The sequence below is a fragment of the Pantoea sp. ANP04 genome (assembly GCF_041982285.1).
Taxonomy (GTDB): domain Bacteria; phylum Pseudomonadota; class Gammaproteobacteria; order Enterobacterales; family Enterobacteriaceae; genus Pantoea; species Pantoea eucalypti.
Map to the genome: position 1 here is coordinate 1 of NZ_JAUTYS010000013.1, position 19,633 is coordinate 19,633.

22 protein-coding genes and 4 pseudogenes are annotated in these 19,633 nt (G+C 44.6%); all 26 read left to right on the top strand.

Annotated features, from left to right (window positions below; all coding sequences use genetic code 11):
- Positions 1–495: pseudogene (locus Q7C21_RS16980) on the top strand (type IV secretion protein Rhs); the annotation flags it as partial.
- Between the two features lie 14 nt (positions 496–509).
- Positions 510–779, top strand: a complete 270-nt coding sequence (locus Q7C21_RS16985) for a hypothetical protein (protein WP_008926138.1) — start codon at positions 510–512, stop codon at positions 777–779.
- 439 nt (positions 780–1,218) lie between these two features.
- Entirely contained in the window at positions 1,219–1,377 is a 159-nt protein-coding gene (locus Q7C21_RS16990) for a hypothetical protein (protein WP_231001685.1), read from the top strand.
- A 310-nt stretch (positions 1,378–1,687) separates the two neighbouring features.
- Positions 1,688–2,650, top strand: a complete 963-nt coding sequence (locus tag Q7C21_RS16995) for a hypothetical protein (protein ID WP_008926140.1) — start codon at positions 1,688–1,690, stop codon at positions 2,648–2,650.
- Positions 2,650–3,231, top strand: coding sequence for a hypothetical protein (locus Q7C21_RS17000; RefSeq protein WP_375150948.1), 582 nt, complete (start codon positions 2,650–2,652; stop codon positions 3,229–3,231). The genes Q7C21_RS16995 and Q7C21_RS17000 overlap by 1 nt, the downstream gene beginning before the upstream one ends.
- Before the next feature lie 171 nt (positions 3,232–3,402).
- Positions 3,403–4,695, top strand: a pseudogene (locus Q7C21_RS17005) (RHS repeat domain-containing protein); the annotation flags it as partial.
- Positions 4,692–5,171, top strand: coding sequence for a hypothetical protein (locus Q7C21_RS17010; RefSeq protein WP_071591708.1), 480 nt, complete (start codon positions 4,692–4,694; stop codon positions 5,169–5,171). The pseudogene Q7C21_RS17005 and the gene Q7C21_RS17010, both read left to right, overlap by 4 nt.
- A 232-nt stretch (positions 5,172–5,403) precedes the next feature.
- Positions 5,404–5,959 (top strand): annotated as a pseudogene (locus Q7C21_RS17015) (RHS repeat domain-containing protein); the annotation flags it as partial.
- A gap of 391 nt (positions 5,960–6,350) precedes the next feature.
- Positions 6,351–6,638: a hypothetical protein gene (locus tag Q7C21_RS17020; RefSeq protein WP_033762819.1), complete on the top strand. Its 288-nt coding sequence runs from the start codon at positions 6,351–6,353 to the stop codon at positions 6,636–6,638.
- A 960-nt stretch (positions 6,639–7,598) separates the two neighbouring features.
- The gene (locus Q7C21_RS17025; RefSeq protein WP_033762817.1) at positions 7,599–7,838 is read left to right on the top strand and encodes a hypothetical protein; all 240 of its coding nucleotides are present in this window, start codon (positions 7,599–7,601) and stop codon (positions 7,836–7,838) included.
- Positions 7,839–8,116: 278 nt separating this feature from the next.
- Entirely contained in the window at positions 8,117–8,494 is a 378-nt protein-coding gene (locus Q7C21_RS17030) for a hypothetical protein (protein ID WP_003852829.1), read from the top strand.
- 102 nt (positions 8,495–8,596) lie between these two features.
- Positions 8,597–8,734: an RHS repeat-associated core domain-containing protein gene (locus tag Q7C21_RS17035; protein ID WP_231001607.1), complete on the top strand. Its 138-nt coding sequence runs from the start codon at positions 8,597–8,599 to the stop codon at positions 8,732–8,734.
- A 476-nt stretch (positions 8,735–9,210) separates the two neighbouring features.
- Positions 9,211–9,459, top strand: a complete 249-nt coding sequence (locus Q7C21_RS17040; RefSeq protein ID WP_375150949.1) for a hypothetical protein — start codon at positions 9,211–9,213, stop codon at positions 9,457–9,459.
- Between the two features lie 210 nt (positions 9,460–9,669).
- A complete protein-coding gene (locus Q7C21_RS17045; RefSeq protein ID WP_375150950.1) occupies positions 9,670–9,915 on the top strand; it encodes a hypothetical protein in 246 nt (81 codons plus the stop codon).
- Between the two features lie 359 nt (positions 9,916–10,274).
- Positions 10,275–10,682: a hypothetical protein gene (locus Q7C21_RS17050; protein WP_375150951.1), complete on the top strand. Its 408-nt coding sequence runs from the start codon at positions 10,275–10,277 to the stop codon at positions 10,680–10,682.
- Positions 10,683–10,963: 281 nt separating this feature from the next.
- A complete protein-coding gene (locus Q7C21_RS17055; RefSeq protein WP_375150952.1) occupies positions 10,964–11,185 on the top strand; it encodes a hypothetical protein in 222 nt (73 codons plus the stop codon).
- Positions 11,186–11,363: 178 nt separating this feature from the next.
- Positions 11,364–13,060: pseudogene (locus tag Q7C21_RS17060) on the top strand (RHS repeat domain-containing protein); the annotation flags it as partial.
- Positions 13,057–13,452: a hypothetical protein gene (locus tag Q7C21_RS17065; protein ID WP_140915787.1), complete on the top strand. Its 396-nt coding sequence runs from the start codon at positions 13,057–13,059 to the stop codon at positions 13,450–13,452. The pseudogene Q7C21_RS17060 and the gene Q7C21_RS17065, both read left to right, overlap by 4 nt.
- A gap of 292 nt (positions 13,453–13,744) precedes the next feature.
- The gene (locus Q7C21_RS17070; protein ID WP_375150953.1) at positions 13,745–14,074 is read left to right on the top strand and encodes a hypothetical protein; all 330 of its coding nucleotides are present in this window, start codon (positions 13,745–13,747) and stop codon (positions 14,072–14,074) included.
- Positions 14,074–14,655: a hypothetical protein gene (locus Q7C21_RS17075; protein ID WP_375150954.1), complete on the top strand. Its 582-nt coding sequence runs from the start codon at positions 14,074–14,076 to the stop codon at positions 14,653–14,655. The genes Q7C21_RS17070 and Q7C21_RS17075 overlap by 1 nt, the downstream gene beginning before the upstream one ends.
- A 206-nt stretch (positions 14,656–14,861) precedes the next feature.
- Complete coding sequence (locus Q7C21_RS17080; RefSeq protein ID WP_375150955.1) at positions 14,862–15,380, top strand: hypothetical protein; 519 nt, start codon at positions 14,862–14,864, stop codon at positions 15,378–15,380.
- A gap of 226 nt (positions 15,381–15,606) precedes the next feature.
- On the top strand, positions 15,607–15,822 hold the full coding sequence (locus tag Q7C21_RS17085) for a hypothetical protein (RefSeq protein ID WP_375150956.1): 216 nt from the start codon (positions 15,607–15,609) through the stop codon (positions 15,820–15,822).
- Positions 15,823–16,028: 206 nt separating this feature from the next.
- Positions 16,029–16,235: a hypothetical protein gene (locus Q7C21_RS17090; protein ID WP_033784561.1), complete on the top strand. Its 207-nt coding sequence runs from the start codon at positions 16,029–16,031 to the stop codon at positions 16,233–16,235.
- 262 nt (positions 16,236–16,497) lie between these two features.
- Positions 16,498–16,935 (top strand): hypothetical protein, encoded by a 438-nt coding sequence (locus Q7C21_RS17095; protein ID WP_375150957.1) that lies wholly within the window; start codon positions 16,498–16,500, stop codon positions 16,933–16,935.
- A 246-nt stretch (positions 16,936–17,181) separates the two neighbouring features.
- Positions 17,182–18,267 carry an ADP-ribosylarginine hydrolase Tri1 gene (gene tri1, locus Q7C21_RS17100; RefSeq protein WP_375150958.1) on the top strand — a complete coding sequence of 362 codons (1,086 nt, stop codon included), beginning with the start codon at positions 17,182–17,184 and terminating at the stop codon, positions 18,265–18,267.
- 358 nt (positions 18,268–18,625) lie between these two features.
- Positions 18,626–19,633 carry an N-acetyltransferase DgcN gene (dgcN, locus tag Q7C21_RS17105; RefSeq protein WP_375150959.1) on the top strand — a complete coding sequence of 336 codons (1,008 nt, stop codon included), beginning with the start codon at positions 18,626–18,628 and terminating at the stop codon, positions 19,631–19,633.

Below are 19,633 nucleotides of genomic sequence, written 5' to 3' on the forward strand. Positions count from 1 at the left end.
CAGCAGGATCCGATAGGGCTGGCGGGCGGGATCAACCTTTACCAGTATGCGCCGAATGCGCTGGGATGGGTGGATCCGTGGGGTTTGAGTAGGTGTAGTCTTAAAGGAAAGTATAAAGAAATTGATAAGGCAGAATTACCTGATTGGATAAGGGATTCTTTCAAAGATGGAGAATATAAAACAGTTTTAACAACTGAGGATGTGACCTTGTATCGCGTTTTTGGTGGTAATGCGAAAATAGATGGCTCATTTGTTGGTACATCTCCGGCGCTGAATAAAATTCAGGCGAAAATAGATGCTGCACTTTTACCGGAATGGAAAAATACCAGACAATTCGAGGCAACTTTAAAAATCCCGAAAGGAACGATTCTTCAGATTGGGAAAGTTGAGAAGCAGATTATGAAATCTGGTGCAGTTCTTGAGGGTGGGGTGGACCAGATACTGCTTCCGCACGGATATCCTGTCAGTTGGATAACTGATGTTAGATTTTTATAATTGAGAAATTAACTATGAACAAGCAACAACTATTGGTTGAAATAGATAAGACATCTTCTTACATAGAAGGAGTTATGAATGGCGAAAATAAAGGGAGGTTAATAGTATTTATTGATGAGTTGAAGTTGCTTAAAGTTAAAGTTATGAATAACAGTATTATGAATAATCCTTTAAGAGGTTTTCCGCGTCGCTATGCTGAGATGTATAACGATTACCTCCATGCAATAACGGATGTAATGAGCAAAATTGAAAAGTCTGTCGATGCATATTTGGATAGCAACTAATTCTTGCTTTAGTATTAATGGCTTTGCCTTAATGAAAAGAGGTGGGCGAATCCTGTGGTTGCGCTTATACCTTTTTATATTGTTGTATACTTAGTAAAATAAGAGAGTGCTTTAACTAAGTTTTATTGGCTTTGTTTCTTTTTACTGACTAGAATGTGATAGTTGTCACTTTATTCTAATTAGATTGGAAATTGTTATTCTTAAATTAAATATAATTATAAATAATCTTACATCCATTGTTTACTACAGTATGATCAGCATCCATGATATGGTGCTGTAAATATCCAACAGATGTATGCTGGTCATAGGGCAATAGAGTTCGATAAAATCGATATTTTACCGGAGAGAGAATGATAGATTTTTTTCCTACAGTGAGGTTTTAGATTTTCTTGAAACATTTTTCCAAAAAAGGATTAAAAATGAAGAGTATCGTGAGGAGATGAACGCTATCATTGATGGTAGTCGTAAAAATAAAACAGTTTCAATACGGGCTATAGATGTTTGTTTTATGAATTATCGTAAGGTTATGGGTGATTTTAGTCTTCCTACAGATGAGGAGATGGAAATCTGGAAGCAGTTATTTAATTTTTGGCAGTGATGCTTGAATTAATTCAAGTGAATGTCGAGTTGTGCTTCGCTTTACAGTGGGTATTTAATTGCCATGTTTAGATGATGATTATTTTTAAAATATTTTCTTTATATGGAATGCAAGTCCTCTATTAGGGCTTTTGAGTCAAAGTTGAGTAATGGAATGGCTGTTTTTTTGTGCAATCAAAAAAGGTAAGCTTGTTATTATATCACCTGCATAATGATATGAAGTTTTGGTGCGGTAATAATGGTTTTTCCATTTCGCATTTCAATATCTAAAAAACTCTCTTTTTACCCTGTTGAGCCTATAAGGAGATAAAATGAACCTGCCAGGAATGAATCCCGAAAATAACTTACCGGGTTATGACATCGCAAGACTAACCGGTTATGGGGCACCTGATTTTGATTTCAAAGCGCTGGGTGCAGCAATGGATTGTACCCGGGAGTTTTATCAGGCTGGCATCATCTATGCAGATGGCGCACAGCGTTATCTTGTCCGGCCTGGTCAGCGTCATCCTAATGGCCAAAGTGGTATCGTCACACATCTTATTGTGACCAAAACGCCTAAGCAAGCCACAGCGTCTGATACGGGCAAGTCACTGAGTGAAGCAGTCAGCGCGACCTCAATGGGCACGGAGATTGCCTCGACCGTTCTTTCCTGTGGTGCCATGATTATCACCGCTGGCGTGGCGGTTATCGGTGCTTCAGCAACGCCGATAACGGCTGGCAGTAGCGGCGTGCTTGTCGCCATTGGTTATGCCGGTGCTGCGGCAACAGGTGTGCAGTGTATTAATGGTATCTACCGGGTTTATGATCTCGTCGAAAACGGTGGTGAAAACGTCGCGTGGCTGGACTCTCAGGAGTGGTACGTTGCCACTTCAACGTCTCTTGACCTTATTTCACTTGCCAGTGTGGGCGGTGCATTAAAAGAAGCCCTGGCAACATGGCGAGCGATGAAATCGGTCTCTTCTTTAAAAGCTACGGAGTGGCTCAGGAACTATCCAAGGCAGGACAGGGCGCGGCTTACTGAATTAATCATCAAGGCACAAAACCCGGGTATAACTAATAAAGAGCTCAAAGCCGCCATCCGTGCAGGACTTTATCCAAAACGTTTCCCTGTAGAGCCGGTGCAAAAAGAACTTGTTAAGCAACTCGCACAGGTCGTCACCAGTGCAGCGGCTGTGGCTGGCAGTGCTGTCAGTGGTATCATTGCTGCTCCAGGTAACGTCCCGCGTACCGGACGCTACATCGTGGGAACAATCCAGTCACTGGCGGTAATTTAATGCAATTTTTATCATGGCTTATTGGACGTAATATCACTGAACTCCTGCAACAGGGGCGCGAAATAGATCAGGCAATCGCACGGCAGGATGATTCCATACTTGCCCGATCTACTTCAGAGCTTGAGCGCTATTTTAAACAGCCTTCTGAGGCGCTGCCCCGGCAAAATGGCTTCCCCGTTGCAATTGTGCTGATGCTGTTACTGGTTGCATTTGCATTTAATCTGCTGACATTTCTGCACGCTTTACCTCCTCTGAGTCCACAGATACACGCGTTGAGTTATTTTGTTCCCTCAATTGTTGTTATTGGCGCGATACTCACGTCCAGTTACCTGCTTGCGCGAGGCCATACAGCGGGTGTGGCGGGACTGGCTTATGTCTGTGCAATATTGCTTATATCGACTGTTTTACTCCTGAGCTACAGCGTTGTTACTGCTAGCCACTCGGGCCTGTGGCTGATTCTGGCACTCGCTGCTTTAGTGGGTGCTCGCTGGGTACTGAATGGGCAGGGTTTCGTCCTGTTTGCCATTTACTGCCGGACACAACGCCTTGCCAGCGTCGCCCGGCAGCGTCGCATGAAATAACCCATACGGGTCTGTAGTGCTGTTATCGCGGAATATCCATTCCGCGACTCTCGTCATACCATCCACTTTTCTCTCAAACCTTAGGCCTGAAACTAAAAGCCAGATGTAAGTTACTCCCTGGTGAGTATTGATGATGAGAATAGCTCTGCGATATTCAGGTTTCCCTGGCTTGATTTCGATTTAGGTAACAACCTCAACCCTGAAGAGTGCGACGATATCTTTTCAGCAGACATCATGTAACTACGATAATGCAGGTTGTTTGTTGCCTTATAATGACTTGCAGCCAGGTTTTGAGCAGTTGCGACGGGACAATGCAGGCAACCCATTGGATTGCCCCATACGGGTTCAGACATCATGCATAAGCGCCGTGAACTATATCCGCTGGAAAAATGATATCCATGGTTATCACACCCGGGAAGGATGACGGTCAGACCCACTGGCACTTCCGTTACGAGGGTGAGCACCGCCTGACGGACGTCATCAGCGAGCCACGGGACCGTAATAAGCCGCGCACTAAGGTGAGTTTCCGCTACGATCCGCTTGGGCGTCGTATCAGTAAAACCAGCCAGCAACTATTACAGGGAAGACCGTCTGGCAACGCCGTCACGACGCGCTTCGTGTGGGAAGGCTACCGCCTGCTGCAGGAAATTCACGACGGCACTTTGCTGACCTATGTATACAGCGACAGCCAGAGCTATGAACCGCTGGCGTGTATTGATGGGATGGAAAGCCTGGAGATTTACTGGTTCCATAATGCGGCCAACGGAATGCCGGAGCTGCTGACTAACAGTAAAAGGACAAAAAGCCTGGGAAGGTATCAACAGCCCATGGGGCAAGCTGCTGCGCGAGTCCAGCCAGCGGATGCCGGGCTACGATCAGAACCTGCGTATGCAGGGCCAGTACCTGGACCGGGAAACCGGACTGCACTACAATCTGTTTCGTTATTATGACCCGGACAGTGGCCGGTTCACCCAGCAGGACCCGATAGGGCTGGCGGGCGGGATTAACCTTTACCAGTATGCGCCGAATGCGCTGGGATGGGTGGATCCTTGGGGGTTGATGAAGTGTAAAGACCCTGCGAAAGAAGCAACTAAGTGGCAGGGGCCACATAACGATAACTATCCATTCATAGATGTTTATGAGAATACAGTTATAAAAAAAGGGACGATACTTTATGCGCTTCATCCGAATGGAGATCAGTTACCTGCTTATACTGTGAGTCATCCTACTGTCAGACAATATAAAGGTAATCCACTTGGCTATCATGAGGCTTTGCAGGTTAAATTGGACCCAAAATATCCAATGCGTTCAAAGGTAAGAGCATATTCTGTTACAGAAGATATATATGTAGCCAGAGGACGTGCTGAAGCTAATCCTCAACATGGTAAGGGAGGGGGGCTGCAGTTCTATATTCCGGAAGAAGCCCGACTTAAACTGAAACCTGGGAAAGTAATTGACATATGAAAAAAATGAATTTAGACGAGTCAAATGGAGCTTTACTTATTGATGGAAATGAAATAGATCTTTCCTCTTACAGTGCCTTTACTAATTCTTCATTTTTTAAATGTGCTGATGATTTGACACCTTTTGGGAAATATTATTTTTTTTCAAAAGATGTCCTTTGGCATAATGAACCATTTTTTGTGGAGTTCAGACCATCCGTTTTTTCAATTAAGGGTAGTGTTTTTCTTACCAGCAAAACTGGTGAATTTTTTAAGAATATGAATGATTGGGAAAAAAGAGCAAACTTAAATATTTTAAAGGGAGAAGAGAGTAGATTGTTTGCATGGGTGCTAAATAGATACCCTAGTAATTATAAAGGTACAATAGAAAACCCTCCTTATGGTCATGTTTGGAGTTTTACATGGGGAGAAATAACAGTGCAGTCAGATACAAACGCATTTGAATGCGGGATATACATTAAATGGAGCTTAATTTAAATCTTCATGTTTTGCTTATATTTCAATGTAAAATATTTGTGTAAAATCATCATGATGATGCACTAATATTTGAAGGTTAAACGTGACTCAGAATGGAGTTGTAGCCGCTGGCAATAAGGTTTTCATTACTGCTCCATCTGAAAATATTAATGGTTTTAACCGCTGGTTTTATTGCTACAGATCAGCTCTGTTGTCGCATAAGTAAAACAACCTAAATTTGATTTAGAAAATACCTTCGGGCAGCTACATAATCCCGTGCTTTATGCTAGATGGTTCTCACCTGCTGTAGGAAATCTCCGACGGCTTTCCGCTGACCTACGTTTACAGCGACAGCCAGAGCTATGAGCCGCTGGCGCAAATGGATGGAGTTGAAAGCCCGGAGATTTACTGGTTCCATAATGCGGCCAACGGAATGCCGGAGCTGCTGACTAACAGTAAAAGGACAAAAAGCCTGGGAAGGTATCAACAGCCCATGGGACAAACTGCTGCGTGAATCCAGCGAGCGAGTTCCGGTGTTGGAGCAGAATCTGCGGATGCAGGGCCAGTACCTGGACCGGGACAAATTTGCTTTAGCAAATTTGAACATCGCTTCAGCGATGGCCCCAAGGGGGTGAGGCACCGAAGGGGCCGAATCAACCGGACTGCACGACAATCTGTTTCGTTATTATGACCCGGACAGCGGACGGTTCACTCAGCAGGACCCGATAGGGCTGGCGGGCGGGATCAACCTTTACCAGTATGCGCCGAATGCGTTCAGCTGGATTGATCCGCTGGGGTTGAGTAAATGTATAGGCCAAAGCAAGTCAGATCCATATAAAGGATGCGTCAGCGTATTTAAAAAAGTCGCACTCCGAGAAAATTAAGAAAGAAAACGTTGGAGTCTTTCAAAATAGATTCAATCAGATTTCGTAAAGCGACTGACTCACAATACGGGTTAAGATATTATGATGGTGTCGATGCTAAGGCGAGACGTACATATATTTTTGAGACATTCCCTGCTACTCCAAAAAGCCTGGCAGTGAAAACAGAATGGAATCAGATGACTAACGTGTCTCAGTTTAAAGTTAAGCCGGGTTCTGTAATTCTTAAAGGAAGGGCATCATCTCAGGGAGTCGGTTTGCCCGGCGGGAAGATGCAAAAATACATAACCGATCTCAATAACTTATTAGATTTATGAAAATGACAAAAGTAAATAAGGCAGTTGCAAAGATACAAAAAGCTATAGGTGAGCTTGATAAAGCTATTATCACTAAAGATACAAAAGTATTATCCGTAAGTTCCGTATCTCAACTTTCCAAATTTAAGGAAGCTTTTTTTGTTATATTAGAAACAATCAAATCGGATAATATCCCCCCTAAAAATGAAAGGATTATAAGTATATCAAGAATTATAGTTGATCAATGGCCTTTTTATCTTGAGTTGGGAAATATAATTATCGATGCAGAACAAGCTTATAAGGAAATATAGTTAAAAAAGCCGGAATTGGTCTAAATGATACTTTCGGCATTTACGTCAGTTACCCGTCGTCAGGGTAAGACAGCCCGCCTCCTCCCGGACGATAACAGCCTGCCCGGTCTAAAGCCCTGTCTCGGCCAGCCACCTACCCGCGATGCTGTACTGAGCGGTAATAAAGGGTGCCCGCCTTTTATTACCGAGCTAAAATCGACTTAGCCCAGCACGCGCTTTGCCTGGTACTGCAGTACATTGCGTCAAGGATCGACGTCACGGGCATCTGTTCTTCTTAGTCACTTTACCCGACTGCTTCCAACTTACGCGAGGTTCGTGATGCAAATGGTGGGGGCAGTACATCGACAGCAAAGCCGATGATGTGGGGGAATATGTGTATGCGGAAAACGTTATGAACCGCTGGCGCAGGTCGACAGCTATCAGCAGCAGGCAGAGGTATATGAGTATTACACAGAGATCAACAATCTGCCGGACAGGGTGATGGATGCACAGAATGACACCGCTTGGCAGGACACATTTGCCACCTGGGGTCCCAAAAAGCGGGAAAGCAGCGGCCTTGAGTGCGAAACGGGTCTTCAATATAACATTTTCCGGTACTATGATCGTGCTGGGTGCGTTATATGCAGCTATAGACAGGTTAGTGGCGATGCAATTTTTTATAAATACCACGGAAAAAATAGATTAGGTAGTGATTTTGATTACGTCACCAATAAGAAATATACTTCTGAGACAGAATTAAGGAAATATCTAGCCATTCTAAAATAATGGGGCGTCAAAATAGATAAGGTTACTACTTTTAAGCCTCAAAAATGAAATGGATTACTGAAGGTGCTGCTGCTCCGCAAATAAGTACTAACCGGCTTGAATTTTTGAAAAGGGGAGACTGTCAGGGACTGATAAGTATCAAGAAGTTATCAAAATCCACAAAAATCAGAACAGATTAAGTGAGTTTATAATAAAATGAATATATATAAAGCTATTGAGGTTTTAATCGAGCTGAATGTCTTAGTAGAGAGAAAGAACAAATTACAAGGAAAGAAGCTTTACAAATCAGCAATTGATATTTTAAAAGACGAAAGTTCTTCAATCATTGATTTAGAGCTTTTATATAGGAATTTTTGTGGGTATTTGGCTCATGGTGAATTTGATGATGAAGAGTATCAAAAAGTATTGCAATTGATCAGTTTTTTAGAAAAATAAAATCTCATTTGTTTAGATTTTTTTAAAATAGACATAATAATCAAATTGTAAGGCTGTTTTAGCTTTGAGCCAGCAGGCCGAGCAGTAGATTACATTTAAATATGATGCTCTGGGTCGCATTGTTGCTGAACAGGGGAGCGGGGCGAACTGGCTTAAGAGTATGACGAACTGGGAAATTATACTGCACTGACACTGCCGGATGGCAGCAACTTGAAGCAGCTTTACTACGGTAGCGGCCATCTACTGAGCATCGCATTAGATAATCTGCCGCGCATGTCATGCATAACCGCGTCACCGAGCTGAATGGTATTCGCTGGCAATACGATATCCATGGCCGTACCCCGGAGAAAGATGACGGGCATATCCGCTGGCCTTATCGCTATGATGGGGAGCATCGCCTGAAGAATGTCATCAGCGAGCCGCGTGACCGTAACAAGCCGCGCACAAAGGTGATTTTTCGCTACGATCCGCTTGGGCATCGCATCAATAAAAAACCAGTCAGCCGCTGTTACAGGGGAGACCGTCGGCCAATGCCGTCACGACGCGCTTTGTATGGGAAGGCTACCGTCTGCTGCAGGAGATCCACGACAATACTGCTGCGCGAGTCCAGCCAGCGAATGCCAGTCGTTCAGCTGAACCTGTGGATGCAGGGCTAGTACCTGGAGTAATTTTGCTTCAGCAATTTTGAACATCGCTTCAGTGACGGCCCCACCGGGTGAGGCACCTCAGGGGCCGAATCAACCGGACTGCACTATAATCTGTTTCGTTATTATGATCCGGACAGTGGACGGTTCACTCAGCAGGACCCGATAGGGCTGGCGGGCGGTATCAACCTTTACCAGTATGCGCCGAATGCGCTGAGTTGGGTGGATCCATGGGGGGTTGAGTCGGTGTAGTAGTGGAAATAAGGATAAATCGCATTTCTATGTTGGGTCAGAAGGGCCATGTGCAATACTTCCTTCAACAGGTTATAGGTACATGAGGTATTTAAATGATGATGGGACACCAGAGAGATTTTTAGAATCAACCCTTTAGACTAAGTCTGCGCGAATTAACTATTTTGGTTTCAAAAAATTCGAAAGTGGAAGTGCTACTCGTGATGCTTTCCAAATTAAAGGTCGTGATCCGAATGATCCTTAAGATATTTCATGGAGTGATGGCAGATCAAGAGTCATGTTTGACACCTTACAACTTTATGAAAATGGCCTGCTTCAGTCTGAAGTTCCTGGAATGTTTGGTAATAAAGAGTGGGCTCCTCTTGAACCATTTACCTAAGCTTACCCAGAATAGGGAAAGAATGGGGTTCCACAACTTATTTTTGATAGAAAAACAGTAATATTTGATGACATTAAAATTCATCCAGAGAACAAAAATGAATCTTGATTCTTATAATGAAGTGTTAGACTACCTTAATGAATATTTCACATTAAGAGTTAAAGATGAGAGTTATCTACGTGAACTGAGAGAGTTAGTAGAGGGGTCTAGAAGACAAAAAACTGTAACTATCAGACCCATGCAGATACTTTTTTTGGATTATGTAAAAAAATATAATGACTATAACGTTGCCACTATTGAAGAAGAAAAAGAACTGTGGAGAGATCTTTTAGGTTGCTGGCAATAATCAGGGATGAATTTGTCATTATAACTTGCTCAGTCTAGCGCAAGATTTTCCCTTGATGAAATGTTTGCGCTGGTGGGCGAAATTAACCAATTCCCTTAATAAAAGTGACATCAAGATGTAAGCCAAAATTTGGTAAGGGTGGAGTCGAAAAATGTGTGCAGACAATAGAATGGTACATTTCGAGGAAGTAAACATATTGTCGGAGGAGTGATGGATTATTTTTCGCATAATGAAGTTTTATATTATCTTGAAGTTTTCTTTAAAAAGGAAATAAAAGATCCTGCCAGCTTAAAAGAAATGTTGCTAATGTTACAATTGTGCCGGGAAAATAAAACAGTCACAATCAGGGCCATAGATCGATTTTTTATGAATTACAGGAAAAAGTTTGAGGATTACACTGTACCTACTACTGAAGAAGAGGAAGTCTGGAAAAGTTTACTCAATGCATGGCAATGATGATTTATCGTTTTCTATCCGGCAATAGCTTTTTAAGCGGCCAAGCCACTTGAGTAACCGTCATTTATTATTGCCTTTTTAATTCACAACTACATAAATACTTATTGTTAAAGGATATCGTTCTCATCAAAAAAATTTCGGTCGTTTAATTGCAGACAGGAGCGAGCAGGCAATCCGAGTAGACGTAAACGACGGTGAGTTTTGGATTCAGGCATCGCGCTGCTGGTCGCACCGTCAGGTTTTTTTCAGTGTCGTATCTCTTAGCGCTACATAAAATATAGTTATTTTGTGTGTTACCTCGGTTAAAGGAAATGGCAGTTTTTTAGGAATCAGTTTTATAAATTTCTTCGGAGGATTGATTGAATTTAAACAAAATAAATTTAACCTGCATGTTTGATGGTGCAGTGCGTGAAGTAGAGGTTCACCTAATAAGTGGTGTCAAATGTATCATGAAGGTTAATATTGAAAGTAAATATCAATTGAATGCTGAAGGTGATGATTTTTTTGAGTGCTTCAAAAGAATAAGGGAGTTGGATAAAAATATAGTTTATTATTGCAAAGGCGCTAAAGTTAATGTACTCCCCTCACGAATGACAAGACAAATGTCTAAAGGGCTGAGTGCCTATGAAACGAGTTTAGGAGTTCCGGCTCGTAAAGGATATTTAGTTAATATATTTGACTATGCAAATGAGGGATTAGCCTTCGACCCATCAGAGCAGGATGAATATGAAGCAAAGTGGTTTTCGTCATTAAGTAATGAAATTTAATCCTTTTTATTGTAAAAGGGAAATGTAATGAGGCTTTAAACTCTGTCTGCTCCTTGAACCATTAGTCCTTCTGGATATACACACGGGTGTCCACGATAATCTTTTATGCTATTATCACCTCGCTGACGGTCTTTTGAGGTAGATGGACCCGGTAAGAGTTCCTGCTGAAAAAAAGTTTATGTTGGTGAGGTCGGGGCCCATAATGGTTTTTATTTGGGAGGCACTTAGCAAATAACAATTCACAAACTATGGGATGTGCCTGGTTTTAAAATTGCTGATAAATGGCTATTATTATGATTGTAGAAATAAAAATAACATTAAAAGATATAGCTATGTTGTTACGTAAAAATGGGGGCGATGATATTGCTAATAATCTGGATAAATTGCTCAAAGTAGCTGATTACAACACTGACGATTTTGTCAGAGGGGCTAAAATGTTACTTGGTGGAATGGGAAGTTTAAATGACATTGTTTTAAGCAAGGAGGGGGTGCCACTTATTTAAGATAATAATAAGCTAGAGGCTCTAAGGAGAGATCTTTATAATATATGTTCATCATATAAGTCTGGTTCGTAATTTTTAAGGCCGCAAGTTATCCCACGATCCTTTCGGCTTTAGTTCATCTCTCTACCAGATACAACATGCCAGGTCATGCTGCCTGATTTGTTTAATCTCACGTACTTATCACTATAACCTAGCAGGCCGTCCTCTTCAGATGGAACGCGCAGAAGGATGGCAAGAGCGGTTGCACTGGAGTGAGAACGGACCGCCGCTGGCCTATGAGTCGTCTGATGGCAAACGCAGTGAGTTCCGTTACGACACTGTCGGGCGCTTGATCGCCAGCCGCAATGCAGAGGGGGAGACGGTTCAGCGATGCTGGGACAGCCGTTGCCGGTTGACGGCGCTGCAAAACGAGAAAGGCGAGCAGTATCAGTTCGAGTGGGCCGCAGATTCTCTGTTGCTGGCTCATGTCGGGCTGGCTGGCGTTGCTACGCGATACGACTATGACGCGGCGGGCCGCACAGTATCACGTACCTTTGCTGCCGGGCATCCTCAGTCAGTCATCCATCGCTACTACTGGAGCCGGGCAGTGCAACTGCTGGCGCGGACCACGCCGGAAGGCCAGACGCGCTATCACTACACGATAATCCGTTCAGCCAGACATTATGGAACTACGATAACGCCGGCCAGCTGTTGTCCCAGGAGGGCGCACAGCCGGGTAATGAGCAGTGGCGCTGGGATGGCGCAGGCAACCCGCTGGATCGCCATAATGCCGCGCATGTCATGCATAACCGCGTCACCGAACTGAACGGTATCCGCTGGCAGTACGACATCCATGGCCGTACTACGGAGAAAGATGACGGGCATACCCGCTGGCGATATCGCTACGATGGTGAGCATCGCCTGACGGACGTCATCAGCGAGCCGCGTGACCGTAACAAGCCGCGCACTAAGGTGAGTTTCCGCTACGATCCGCTGGGACGCCGTATCAGTAAAACCAGCCAGCCGCTGTTACAGGGCAGGCCGTCCGGGAACGCCGTCACGACGCGCTTCGTCTGGGAAGGCTATCGCCTGTTGCAGGAGATCCACGACGGCATTCCGCTGACCTACGTTTACAGCGACAGCCAGAGCTATGAGCCGCTGGCGCGTATTGATGGTGTGGAAAGCCCTGAGATTTACTGGTTCCATAATGCGGCCAACGGGATGCCGGAGCTGCTGACTGACGGTGAAGGGCAAAAAGCCTGGGAAGGGATCAACAGCCCGTGGGGCAAACTGCTGCGCGAGTCCAGCCAGCGGATGCCGGTCGTTCAGCAGAACCTGCGTATGCAGGGCCAGTACCTGGACCGGGAAACCGGACTGCACTACAATCTGTTTCGTTATTATGATCCGGACAGCGGACGGTTCACCCAGCAGGATCCGATAGGGCTGGCGGGCGGGATTAACCTTTACCAGTATGCGCCGAATGCGCTGGGGTGGGTGGATCCGTGGGGGTTAAGTAGGTGTAGTGTTAAACCAACCAAGCGGTTACCTGAGGCTGAACAAGGACAATATAATTATAGAGGGATACATAAAGGTCATCCTGAATGGGATAATGCTTTGAATGGAAAAGTTGTACCGGGTAATGTGTCTTCTAAAATATCTCCGGAAGAGCATAACTTTGGTGGTGTGTCTGGAAATAGTCCATACACTTCCTGGACTGATGATCCTGCTGTAGCGCGAGGATTTGCCGGAGCAGACGGTGTTGTGCTCAGAGTGAAAACGGGCGCGCCTAAACCAAGTGATGCTTGGTCGTGGGAATATTCTTTTGATGAATGGATGGAACGTGAGATATTAATGAAAGGAGTTCGGTTTGGCGATGTGGAGGTGTTTTTACCATGATTGACTTAAAAGTGTCTAAGCTAATTGATAAGCATTTCCCTGAGGTTTATAAGCATTTATTGAACGAGAACGGTAATAATAAAATTGCTGCTTTTGAATGCAGTAGAGAAAATGAATTGCGTTTGATGAAAGTTCATTATGAGAATGCTAAACGTTCAGGGCTAAATGCGATAGGTTTAGAAAACTTAATTATTGGGTTGAAGGAAAATCATGATGATGTAGTTTTCCTTGTTAACATAAAAAATCGGAGGTATTTTTTCAAATTGTACTTTAACAATAAGTTACAAGACCTATTAGGGTATGTGGTTTTAGAATTAAGAAAAAAAACAGAAGAGGAGTTACGTTGGGGGCGTGAAGTTTTGGGTATTAATAATAAGCATCCTGATATTTGAAATTATTAAATACTGTTTATAATAAGCGATCTTTTCGGGGTTTATCATATCCAATGACTTATATTCATAATATTTTTTCAAGAAAGTAAAAGTCTGAGTAACAAAATCCGCAACATACCTGCAATGTGTCAATGGTATCTACCAGGTTTATGATCTCGTCGAAAACGGTGGTCAAAACGTAGCGTGGCTGGACTCTCAGGATTGGTACGTTGCCACTTCAACGTCCCTTGACCTTATTTCACTAGCCAGCGTGGGCGGCGCATTAAAAGAAGCTCTGGCTACATGGCGAGCGATGAAATCAGTCTCTTCTTTAAAAGCAACGGAGTGGCTCAGGAACTATCCAAGGCAGGACCGGGCACGCCTGACCAAATTAATCATTAAGGCACAAAACCCTGGTATTAGTAATAAAGAGCTTAAAGCCGCCATCCGTGCAGGACTTTATCCAAAGCGTTTCCCTGTAGAGCCAGTGCAAAAAGAACTTGTTAAGCAACTCGCGCAGGTCGTCACGAGTGCAGCTGCTGTGGCTGTCAGTGCTGTCAGTGGTATTATTGCTGCTCCGGGTAACGTGCCGCGCACCGGGCGTTATGTAGTAGGAACAATCCAGTCACTGGCGGTATTTTAATGCAATTTTTATCATGTCTTATTGGGCGTAATCTCACTGAACTGTTGCAACATGGTCGCGAAATAGATCAGCTGATTGCACGGCAGGATAATTCCGTACTTGCCCGTTCCACCACAGAGCTTGAGCGTTATTTTAAACAGCCTTCTGAGTCGCTTCTTCGGCAAAACGGCTTCCCGGTTGCACTAGTGCTGATGCTGTTACTGGTCGCATTTGCATTTAACTTGCTGACGTTTCTGCATGCTTTACCTCTGCTTACGCCACAGATACACGCGTTAAGTTTTTTTGTTCCCTCAATTGTCGTTCTTGGCGCGATACTCACCGCCAGTTATCTGCTTGCGCGAGGGCATACATCCGGTGTTCAGGGGCTGGCTTACGTCTGGGCGGTGTTGCTCATATCGACCGTGTTACTCCTGATCTACAGCGTTGTTACGGGTAGCCACTCGGGTCTGTGGCTACTTCTGGCACTCGCTGCTTTGGTGGGTGCTCGCTGGTTACTGAATGGGCAGGCTTTTATCCTGTTTGCCATTTACTGCCGGACACAACGCCTCGCCAGTGTCGCCCGGCAGCGTCGCATGAAATAATCGACACTCGTCCTTAGCGCTGTCATCGCGGAACAACCGTTCCGTGACTCTCGTCATACACTCCACTTTCCTCTCAAACCGATGATCCTCCGCTAGCCCGGTTAACCCCATTAAGATGGTAATAACGTGAAGAGGTTATCAATCCCTTATCCTTTCCGGAGAGTGTTACACTGGGGTCTATTACGATAAGGAATACACGGATTTTTATGAAAAAAACGACACATCAAAGAAAAAGTGTTCTGTTAATACTGAGTTTCTTTTTGTTTAGCGGGTTCGCAGAAGCGAAGATGCAAAATAAAGATATGTGGAGCTTTATCCCTCAGTTGAGTGCTTCACTTAAATCTCTCTCTGTGAAAGATCTTACTCAGTTTCCGCTGGCACTGACATTAGAAACCCAAAATGATTACATCAACATTTATCAGGCTAATTCGATAAAACTGGAAGATGATGCGAAAATTACTGATATTGAGTTGCGTGTCAGTAAATCATCCGGCGACGTCGCCCCTTTTCTGAGCTTTTCTCCCGATGGTAAATGCACAACCCTTGATGATGTCAGAAAACACTATCCGGGGGTTAAGTTGAGTGACTATCCTCGTGGCCAATCTGAAAATGAAGTAACTAGCTACTCATCTCCCCCGGATATGGATGGTCAGGTAATCACATTTTCTTTTGCTGTCAAAAATCCGGATTGCCTGAGTAAAGTGATCATCACGGCTAAAGAGTGAAGCTGGTGATGTTGAACATATTTCCGATTCAGCACGATAGTAATTGCAGCATAGTGACGCTTAGCACCATACGTTCCAGAAGCGTACAGCCTCACAGCGGCTACACCGGGTAATGGCTCGGTCTCGTCCAGTCCAAAACCTCTAAGGCAGCGCGGTTTGTTTCTAATGCCTGGGCTGGATGCGGCATTTCCTAATTCTTCGAACATAAATATTTTAAGAGAACTATATGACCGAGATGCTATTTAGTGACTATGGGATTGATATCGTAGTAAGAGATGGAGTTTTCTATATTCAATATGATGATGGCGGTTTAGTCAGTAAAGAGATTGAGTCTGAAATAAGTAAGGACGAAGCACTCAAAGCTCAACGTAGCCCGGCTGATGCTAATGAAATCATTTTGTTAACCCAAGTCAGAGATGGAATTAACATTGCTAAATTTTAAGCGTACTATACGGGCCTGATTATGTGAGTTTTGCCAGGGACATTTTATGTGCTTCTGCTCTTAATTAATCCGCCAAAACCTCTTTCAGCAATCAATGCTTATAAATATTCAACGCCATAGAAAATGATGCTTACAAGGTCAGATAAAGAATCAGACAGGCCGTATTTATCATTATGAATTTCATTTATCACTTAGGTGTAGATACGATGACTCAGCAAGCGTTAAGGGAGCATCTGTTTTATTTAATTAATAAATATGTTCCGGAAAGCAATAGAAGTGATTTCTTCGAAAGTATTCTAAAAGATGATCTTCCTGTAAAAGGGATTCTTGCAGACCTGAACAGGGTAAAAGATGTCACTATGGATGAAAAAGATGGAGATTTATTAAGAGAGATTTATTTTAATTTTTGCTAAAAAGCGGCAAAGATCGTGCGTTTCAGCGACTTATTTTTTTATAGACGTATTGGAGCGAAATCAGCTGCATGATGATGACCGGATTCCACACCAACACCAGGTCAGTGAGGGAAGACTGTCTGGTCCTGCTGCAACTGGAGCTGGTTCATTTAAAACGGAGAGTGATTTTATGATGGATCTCTTTAGTGGACTGTCGTTGAAGAGGTAAGGGCAGAGTTATGATCGTGTCTCAATCTGTAATAACAAGGACGATCTTTTAAATATGAGATTAAAATACGCAGCGGGAGAACTGGTTTTTAATGACTCGTTGATTGTAACCCCAAAAATAACTAAGCATGAGTTAATGGTAACTCCTGGGTTTATCTGGGAGCCATGGCCAGATAATGGCGGGGACACAGTTTCATATAGAATTATTTTCCCACTTAAAAGCAATAACAGTGGCGATATTTATTTGGTTGTCAATTTTATTGAACCCGGGAACTCAGCCGCTTTAATATCGCACTGGATTTTTGCACCAGAAAAATTGTTGATGGGTGAGCAGAAAAGCCTGACTGGGGACGTAACTCAAAGATTAAAACGTTGGTTTAAGGAACAGGCGAGAACTTCATTACCTTTAAGCGGGGCCTGGGGCAGCATTGATGTAGCTTATGATGTTTATAACAGAACGGCTACAATCAATTGTCACTATCGTTCAGGCTGAGCTTAATATGAAGGATGATATATTCTTGTTAATGGATTTAGCAACAAAAAATGAGTACTCAATTCCAATGAAGGGCATCAGGTACAAATTTGACAGCATGGAGAAACAGCCACTTACACAAGATGACTGGCATGATATGGATACGTTAATGCACTATTTTGGTCCTTAGCGTTTGCTAAGCAACGAAGAGACACGACTAAGAAATGTTGTAGCGCTTTACCACCACGCAATTGAAAAGGAATTTATATGATAGATCTAAGATTATCAGATTCTGAACTCAGAACATACGCCAGGAAATATGCGCATCTACTTCCTGAGCTATCGCCTCAACTCATCAACCGGATGGCTTACGAACATCAGCCAATGCCTGATGAAAAGCCCGTAAAACCTGAGTGGATGTATACGCTGAAACAACACATTTCTGACGTTGAAGCCTTAGATAAAGCCAAAGGTTTACTCATGGGACTGGCTGTTGGTGATGCAGTGGGGACCACTCTGGAATTCCAGACTCGCGACAGTTCTCACATTTACGATATGGTGGGCGGTGGTCCTTTCAATCTTAAGGCCGGAGAGTGGACCGATGACACCTCAATGGCACTGTGTCTGGCAGAAACGTATATTGAAAAGGAAAGTTGTGACACTGCTTTATTCAGGAAAAAGTTAATTCAGTGGTACAAAACGGGGCATAATAGCGCGAATGGAGTTTGTTTCGATATCGGTAATGCGACCCGCTATGCTCTCGAACAAGTAATTAAACATGGTACTGATTGGATTGGTAACACCGCCCCTGATACAGCAGGGAACGCCTCGTTGATTCGTCATGCACCCGTAGCAATTTTTAGGCGAAAATCATTCATTGATGGCTGGCGTGATGCCAAAAGACAATGTATAGCAACACATCGAGCACCAGAGTCAATAAATAGCTGTCAGTACTTAAACTCCATTTTACATTACCTTTTAAATGGTTTAGATAAAAATGAAGCCTTCGCGCCTCATAAAATGTCTTTAATGGTAAGACCTCTGATCATCAATGCCGGTGAATATAAAGAAAAGCATCGTGACCAAATTCGCTCCTCCGGTTACGTTATCGACACACTGGAAGCCGCCTTATGGGCTGTCTGGCATACAGACAATTTCAAAGATGCCATTTTGCTGGCGGCAAATCTTGCTGATGACGCTGATAGCGTGGCAGCCACCGCAGGCCAGTTAGCAGGCGCATTGTATGGACTGTCAGGCATTCCTGCACAGTGGGTTGATAAAATAGTCGATAAAGACAGAATCCTTTCGATGGCAGAAGAGCTGTTTCACCTCGCACCGGAAGAAACGGATTAATTTCGACATCCTGTTTCAGGCAGGGGATTCTTTTGTTGCGCTGATATAACCCGGAAGGGTCGCTGGCATTCGTTATGAATGCTCTCACCAGCGGCCCGGCGTTAGATACTCCGTAAGCCATTTCCTCCCCTTGCCCATATTCATCCTGCCTGCCCGAACGCAATCTTTTTCCTATGACCCACCCCTTGCTTGAACCCATTCCCTGTGCCAAACCCCCTGAAAAACTCACCCATCATCACTATTCCCTCTGGCTATAACCTGCCGTTATACCCTCCTGCTAAACAAGCATTCGTCACCTTTCAGAACGCATGAAATAGTGGTTTCAGAACCTGATCTTTTGGCTGAAACGAGAGACAACATGCTAATCCCACAACCCTATTTACTCTTTCTTGGCGATGTTACCGATCCCCTCGCGGCAAAAACGGCGCGCGGTATTCATATCTGGCGGCCGGAGCAGTGCGTTGGCGAAATTAAACTGCCGGGCTGCACGGTCAGTCTGGGTCTGGATGAACTGGATATTCCCGGCGCCAAAGCACGTGGCGCGAAAACGCTGGTGCTGGGCACGGCGAATGCCGGCGGCTATCTGCCTGCACACTGGCTGGAAACGATTAAAAGTGCCATTCAGGCAGGTATGAATGTGGCCAGTGGTCTGCACCATCGGCTGGTGGACGAACCGGAACTGGTCGCGCTTGCGCAGGTTGCTGGCGTTGAGCTGTTCGACCTGCGTCATATGCGTCCGGCGCTCAGTGTGGGCAGCGGTAAGAAGCGCTCAGGTAAGCGCATCCTGACCGTGGGTACGGACTGCTCTGTGGGCAAGATGTACACCTCTCTGGCGCTGGAAGCGGCGATGCGTGCGCGCGGCATGAAAGCTGATTTTCGTGCCACGGGACAGACCGGTATTCTGGTCGCAGGGGAGGGTATTGCTGTGGATGCGGTCATCGCTGACTTTATTGCCGGTGCCGCAGAAGCGCTGTCACCGGCGAATGACGAGGACCACTGGGATATCGTTGAAGGGCAGGGATCATTGTTCCATCCCTCCTATGCGGGCGTGAGTATGGGGCTGATGCACGGTGCGCAACCACACTGGCTGGTGATGTGTCATGAAATGGGACGTCCCCATATGCGTCATTTGCCACACCAGCCCATGGTCAGCCTTCAGGCGTGCGTGGAAGCCAATCTGCGTGCCGCGCAGGTGACCAGTGAGTCGGTTCAGCTCGCTGGCTTTGCAATCAACACCTCCAATTATAGTGAAGAAGAGGCGCTCGCTTATTGTGCCGAAATCAGCGCTGAGTTCGGCTTACCGGCCACGGATCCGGTGCGCTTTGGTATTGATGAGATCGCCGCACTGCTTCAGGAGCGTGGCTGA